At 62.5% G+C, this 7,083-nt stretch carries 3 protein-coding genes; all 3 read right to left on the bottom strand.

What is annotated here, in order from left to right; translation table 11 throughout:
- Positions 1-4,127: non-ribosomal peptide synthetase (locus HB680_RS28530; RefSeq protein ID WP_213941668.1), on the bottom strand; the 4,127-nt coding region annotated here is incomplete at its 3' end.
- A gap of 136 nt (positions 4,128-4,263) precedes the next feature.
- Positions 4,264-5,922 (bottom strand): cyclic peptide export ABC transporter, encoded by a 1,659-nt coding sequence (locus HB680_RS28525; RefSeq protein WP_213941666.1) that lies wholly within the window; start codon positions 5,920-5,922, stop codon positions 4,264-4,266.
- 130 nt (positions 5,923-6,052) lie between these two features.
- Positions 6,053-6,940, bottom strand: coding sequence for a formylglycine-generating enzyme family protein (locus tag HB680_RS28520; RefSeq protein WP_213941665.1), 888 nt, complete (start codon positions 6,938-6,940; stop codon positions 6,053-6,055).
- Positions 6,941-7,083: the final 143 nt, after the last annotated feature.

The raw sequence follows: 7,083 nt of genomic DNA, 5'->3' as shown, positions 1-7,083 counted from the left end.
TGTTTGTCTTTGCTCTGGCCACCAAGGAGCACGTCGGTAAACGATTCCAGCAGCGACTCGGCGTAGATCATGCTGCGGTGCGGCAGCGGGGTGTGGATCGAGGTGTGCAATTGGCCGGTCACGTTGTGGGCCTTGAGCAGTTGTTCCGCAAACAGCACGTGTTCCAGGGTTTTGTGCGACAGCGACCACCAGCAACTGACTTGGACGTTGAGCCGTGGCAGCGAGAACTCTTCGAACGCTGCCACCAGACGCTCATTTATCGCAAAGGCTTGCGCGTTCATGATCTCCTGCTTGATGCCGTCCAGGGTCGCGATCATTTCCTGTTCCCCGGTCGCCGTCTGTTCGCTGGCCCAGCGGTAGAAGGCTTTGAGGTCGGCCGTCGGGTTTTGCGCGATGAAACTCGCCGCCGCCGGTTCCAGGTGCGCGAACATCAGGGTGAACACCTCGAGCGCCGCCATCAGTTCGTTTTCCGCGCTGAGGTGGTTCGGGTTGTCTTCTTCCAACGGCTTGCGCGGCAGGTCGGCGGGCAGGTCGCGTTCCGGCAGGTTGGTGTCGACCAGCCCCAGGAAACTCACCTCGTGGCCTTGCTGCTCGAGCTGGGCGGCGATGTCCATGGCGATGGCACCGCCCAACGACCATCCCATCAGCCGATAAGGCCCGTGCGGCTGCTGCTCGACAATCTGCGCGGTGTAATCGGTGACCATCTCGGCCCAGGTCTGAGCGCTGGAGGCCTTGTCGGCAAATCCTTTGTGCATCACGCCAAAGGTTTTGGCGTGGGGCGCGAGTTTCTTCGCCAGTGGCTGATAGCAAAACACGATGCCACCGCTGGGGTGCAGGCAGAACAGCCCGGGACCGGAAGCCGTCGAGGCATTCAGCGCGACCACGGATTGCGCGTTTTGCTGATGCTCCAGGGCGATGAACCGGGCCAGTACTTCGACCGTGGGGTACGCCAGCATCTGTTGCAACGCCAGTTTTATCCCGAGGCGGGCATGCAGGGTCGAGATGAATTGAATCGCCAGGATCGAGTGGCCGCCCAGTTCGAAAAAGTTGTCGTCCAGGCTCACCCGTTTGACCTGCAACGCTTCCTGCCAGAGTTCGGCCAGGGCGTTTTCCAGCGGCGTCACGGGGGCGATGAACGGGCGCTGCGACTGGCTCAAATCAGGCAGTGGCAACGCCTTGCGATCAACTTTGCCATTCGGGGTCAGGGGCAATTGCGTGAGGAACAACAGGTGCGCGGGCACCATGTACTCCGGCAACTCGGCCTTGAGGCAGGCCTTGAGTTCGGCGCGCAACGCGGCTTCATCTTCACAGGTTGCCGCCGTCACCACGTAGCCCACCAGTTGTGGACCGGTCGGGCCGTCCTGCGCCACCACCACGGTTTCACGCACGCTGTCGAGGGCCAGCAGCCGCGCTTCGATCTCGCCGAGTTCGATGCGAAAGCCACGGATTTTCACTTGATGGTCGATCCGGCCGATGTACTCGATCACGCCCTCGGCGCGATAACGGGTCAGGTCGCCGGTGCGGTACAAGCGTTCGCCGCTGAACGAAAACGGGTCCGGCACGAAGCGTTCGGCGGTCAACGATGGACGCTCGAAGTAACCGCGCGCCAGGCCGTCGCCACCGATCAGCAGTTCGCCCGGCGCGCCGATCGGGTTGAGTTCCAGGTCACTGCCGAGGATGTACAGCGCGGTGTTGTCGATGGGCTTGCCGAGGTAGGGCTTAGCGTTCTCGGGCGTCAATGGGTGCAGTGCCGACCAGATTGTGGTCTCGGTCGGGCCGTAGAGGTTCCAGACTTTTGGCGACAGCGCGAGCATGCGCTCGGCCAGTTCCTGCGGCAGCGCTTCACCACCACACAGGAAAGTACGGCCGGTCAGGATCGAGGCCTGTTCGTGGTCGAGCAACATGCGCCAGGTCGATGGCGTGGCTTGCAACACGCTCACGCCATGACGCTCGATCAGTTCGAGCACGGCTTGCGGGTCTTGGTGCACGTCCTTGCCGGTCAGCACCACGCGGGCGCCGGCCAGCAGCGGGCCGTAGATCTCCAGGCCGAAAATATCGAACGAGAACGTGGTCAGCGACAGCATGCGGTCCTGCGCATTCAGGCCCGGCTGATGAACCATGCTTTCCACAAAATTGCACAGGGCGGAGTGGCGAACCATCACGCCTTTCGGCTTGCCTGTGGAGCCGGAGGTGTAGATCACGTAAGCCAGATGTTCGCCGCTCAGCGCCACCGTTGGGCAAGTCTGTGGATACGCCGCCAGCCACTCTGATGGCTGATCCAGCAACAAGGTGTTGAGCCCCGCCGGAATAGGCAGTCGTGCTTGCAGATGAGACTGAGTCAGCAGCAGTTCAAGACCGCTGTCCTCGATCATGTAGGCCAGGCGATCCTCGGGATACGCCGGGTCCAGTGGCACATAAGCACCGCCCGCCTTGAGAATCGCCAGCAAGCCGACATTCATTTCCACGCTGCGCTCGACCGCAATGCCCACCAGCCGATCCGGGCCGACACCCGCTTCGATCAGTTTGTGCGCGAGCTGATTGGCGCGGGCGTCCAGTTGCGCGTAGGTCAAGCTGTGTTCGCCGACAATCAGCGCGACGGCATCCGGCGTTTGTTCCGCTTGAGCGGCAATCCGCTGCTGCACGCACGGCGCTTGCGCGGAATGCTCGACCACGCGATGCCAATCCTGCAACAAAACGCTTTGCTCTCCGCTGTCGAGCAGCGGCAATTCGCCGATCCGCTGAGAACAATCCTCAACGATACCTTGCAGCAGGTTTTGCCAATGCCGCGCCAGGCGCTCGATGGTCTCGGGGCTGTAGAGATCGCGGCTGTATTCCAGGCTCGCGACAATGCCATGTTGCGAGTACGCGACATCCAGCGACACCTCGAATTTAGCCTGACCCGAGCCCGCGTCAAGAAACTCCAGCGCCAACCCATCCAGATCGATAGAAGCAGGCTCACCGCTGTCGGTGCGCCAGTTGAACAGCACCTGGAACAGCGGATTGGCTTGCGCGCTGGCCTGCAAGTGCAGGGCATCGAAACTCAACTCCAGCGGGTAATCCGCATGGTCCAGCGCCGCCAGGGATTCACGGCGCAGGCGTTGCAGGAAATCGCTGCAGGACAGCATCGGGTCGAGGCGCACGCGGTACACCTGGCTGCTGACAAAGAAGCCGACCAGCCCTTGGGTTTCACTGCGATTGCGCGTGGCATTCGGTACGCCCACGGTAAAGTCCCGTTGACCGCTGTAGCGGCTCAGCAACAGTTGCCAGGCGCCGAGCGCGACCACGAACGGCGTCAGGCCCTGTTGCTGGCAGAAGCGGTTGAGGCTCGTCGACAGTGACGCCGGCAGTTCGAATTCATGCTTGCCGGCCAAGTGGCGCTGTTGCGCACTGCGCGGGAAGTCCACCGGCAAATCCAGGGTCGGCAACGGTGTGCCCAAGTAGTTTTGCCAGTAGTCGGCGCTGTCGGCGCACGTCGCGCTGTGCAGGTAGTCATCGCGTTGCCAGGCGGCGTAGTCGGCGTATTGAATCGGCGGACGTGGCAGCGGCGGGGCGCCTGTGTCGCTGGCCTGGGCGAAGGCACGGTTGAGGTCCTGCATCAGGATCGCGTTGGACCAGGCATCGGAAACGATGTGGTGCATGTTCATCAGCAGCAGGTGTTCGTCGGCGCCGACCTTGAGCACGGTCGCGCGCATCAACGGCGCCTGGCGCAGGTCGAACGGCATGCCCGCCTGGGACTCGATGCGCTGCGCAATTTGTCGGGCGCGCTCGTCGTCGGCGAGTGCGCACAGGTCTTCCTGGCCGAGCACGAGCCGCGCCTGAGCATCGACCACCTGCATCGCCACACCGTCGATCTCGCGGAACGCCGTGCGCAGGATGTCGTGGCGATCAAGCACACGGTTCAGCGCGATTTCCAGACGCTGCGCCTGCAATGCGCCAGTGATGCGCATCACCCGTGGCAGGTTATAAGCGCAATTGTCCGGTGCCAGTTGCTGCACAAACCACAAGCGTTGCTGGGCGAAAGAGAGTGGCGCCGGGGTGTTCTGCGTGCGGGCGGAGATGCCTTGGGGTTGATCACCGGCATCGGCCAGCAGCAGCGCCAGTAAATCATCATCGATCATGTCGTTCATCGGTCTCTCGTCGTCGGCGACCGCACGGGCGCTGACGGCTTGGCCGGACATCGCGCCCACACGGGTAAACATTCAGTGGTAACGGCCGCAGCAGCGGGGGCTGCGGCGGGTTGACAGGCATGGGCAGAGAACGTGATCAGACCGCCGTCAACGACTGCTTCTGCGCGACCACCCGTCCGCCCTCCATCCGCACCAATTGGTCGGCGACATCGAAGTAACGGTCGTCGTGGGAAATCACGATGATGGTCTTGCCCAGGTATTTGAGTTCCGGCAACAGCTCGGTGTAGAAAATCCGCCGGAACGCCGGGTCCTGGTCCGCCGCCCATTCGTCGAACACCAGCACCGGGCGTTCTTCGAGCCAGGCGTTCAACAGGGCCAGACGCTTGCGTTGGCCGGTGGACAGATCTGTGGTGCTGAACGCGCCATCGCGGATGCTGACCTTGTGCGAGATTTCCAGGCGCTCCAGGTAACGGTTGGCGTCTTCGGGAACGTTCTGCTCGCCTTGCACCAATTCGTCGAACAGGTAGTAGTCGGCAAAAATCGTGGTGAACAACTGGCGATAATCGTCGCGGTTGTGCGCCAACACCGGTTTGCCGTTGAGGATGATTTCCCCGCCCTGTGGCGCGTACAGCCCCAGCAGCAGCTTGATCAGTGTGGTCTTGCCGCCGCCGTTCTCGCCGACGATAAACACGATCTCGCCCTGGGCGATGGACAGGTTGACCGGGCCGAGGGCAAACGGCTTGCTGCCGTCCACCGCCGGAAAGGCGAAATGCACGTCGCGCAATTCCAGGTGTTCGACCACCGGTTTCGGCGCGTCTTTGTCGCTGAGCAGCAGGTGCGGTTCCGGCGAGGAAAACTGTTCCGCGAGGTCGGCGATGCGCTTGAAGGCAATGTTGGCGCGGCTGACCACCGGCAGGGTGGTGATCAGGTATTCCATCGGGCCTTTCATGTACAGCAGCACCAGCACGAAGCCGCTGAGCACCGCTTTATCGTTGTCCAGCCACAGCGATTGCAGGGCCAGCGCCAGGCCGATCACCACGAAAAACAGCATCGAGCCCAGGGTCTTGGCCACCACGAACGTGTTGACCGCACGGATGTGGGTGTTGCAGATGAAATCGGCAGTGCCTTCGATGCGTTGGCTGAACATGCGTTGGCGGCGCGGACGATGGATGCGCAGTTCCTTGGCGCCGGCGGCAATTGCGCTGTAGTGTTTTTGCAGTTCATCCTCGGCTTCGCGCGCGGCCTGGAAACCCTTGATGCCCTTGGATCGAGCCACGTATTGCAGCGCGGTTCCGATCACCAGGGCTACCATCAGCAGGGCAAACATCGGCAGCGACAGGTAGGCCAGGTAGCTCAGGCAACCGAGGGTGACGGTGAAAGCGATGGCTAGCGGCGCGAAAGAAAACGCGAAATCGCTGACGGTGTCGACGTCGTGGGTCAGCACTGGAATCAGTCGATAACTGCGGAAGCGTTCGATCTGTTCGATCGGTGCCAGCAGGACTTTTTCCCCCAGGGATTTACGCAGCCCGGCAATGATGTGCTGCCCGACATGGTTGGTGCCGATGTCCGACAGAATCGACGTCAGCAACGCCACCGCGCACAGGCCGATAAAGGTGAGCAACACTTGGGTGGACGGGGTGCCGGCGGCGTTCAACGCGTCGTTGATGGTCGCCAGCAACGCGGTGATGCTGAGGCCGCCGAGCATGCCGAGCATGATCGACACCGCAACGATGACCCGGAAAGGCCTGAGCAGGCCGAGGACTTCACTGAAGGCTCCGCGGGATTTTGAGGTCATGGAAGTTTCCGCTTCAAGTGCCGCTAAGGGCAAAGGTTCAAGAGTTTGGCTGCTTAAAAGACGAAACCCGTGGGCGACGATTTAGCCGCTCACGGGTTTGTTGCCGGTCATGCGACGGGAGGTGGGCGCCTCACAGATCCCGGGCGACGCGAAAGCCCAGCCAGTCGCCACGGGTATCGGCGTAGGTGGCGTTGCGGTTGCCCGAACGGGAGAACACCGGCGCTTCGCCCCAGTCATTGCCGCGAATGCGCTTGGCCTTGCAGTCGCCCGTCAGCCAGGCACTGCCGTCGCTTGGCGCGCCGACGTAGTTCTCGTTGTAGCAATCGGCGGTCCACTCGTAGACGTTGCCGTGCATGTCGTACACGCCGAAGGCGTTGGCCGGGAAACTGCCGGCCGGCGCGGTGAAGTTGTAGCCATCGGCCGCGCCATAGGTGTTGGCGTGCTTGGCAATGCTGTATTCCTTGCCTTCGTCGAACGGGAAGGGGAATGGCCCGGTGCTGCCGGCGCGGGAGGCGTACTCGCGCAGGGATTCGCTGACCAGCCGATAGGTCTTGCCGGATTTTTTCGACAGCCATGCCACGTAGGCGTTGGCCTCCTCGAAGTCCATGCACACCGCCGGATGCTTGGCCGTGCGCTCGTAGCGCGGCACGCCAGCCTTGCACTCGCGGCCCGGACGGGTATCGCCGTCGGGCATCACGTAACCGGTGTCGCGCAGATAAGCGTCCCATTCGCCGACCAGCACTTGGAAGCGGCTGATGGCCAGGGGTTTGGCGAACGTCACCGGGTGCAACGGACCTTCATCCGGCTCGCGCCCGACTTCATCCTCCGGGGTGCCCATGGTGAACGTACCGGTGGGCAGCACGACCATCTCCGGACAATCCTTGCAGTCCTTGAACACCTTGCCCGGCTGGGTCGGCGCGGCGGCCTGCGCGACGCCTGGCAGCAGGCAAGCAACCAGGGCGGCGAAAGCCAGTGCGGGGAGCGTCTTCACGGAAAAACTACGCGGCTCACTGTTCATCATCTCTCTCGATACAAAGGTAAAAGGAGTCGGGTGGGGCTGGTGGCAGCCAATGTCGATGGAGCCCTTGTGGGAGCGAGCTTGCTCGCGATGGCGTACTGGCAGTCGACATTGATGTTGGATGTGGCGGCCTCATCGCGAGC

Origin of the sequence: Pseudomonas sp. dw_612, from assembly GCF_018449725.1 — a bacterium.
Lineage (GTDB): Bacteria > Pseudomonadota > Gammaproteobacteria > Pseudomonadales > Pseudomonadaceae > Aquipseudomonas.
This window is presented reverse-complemented; position numbering and strand designations above follow the sequence as displayed.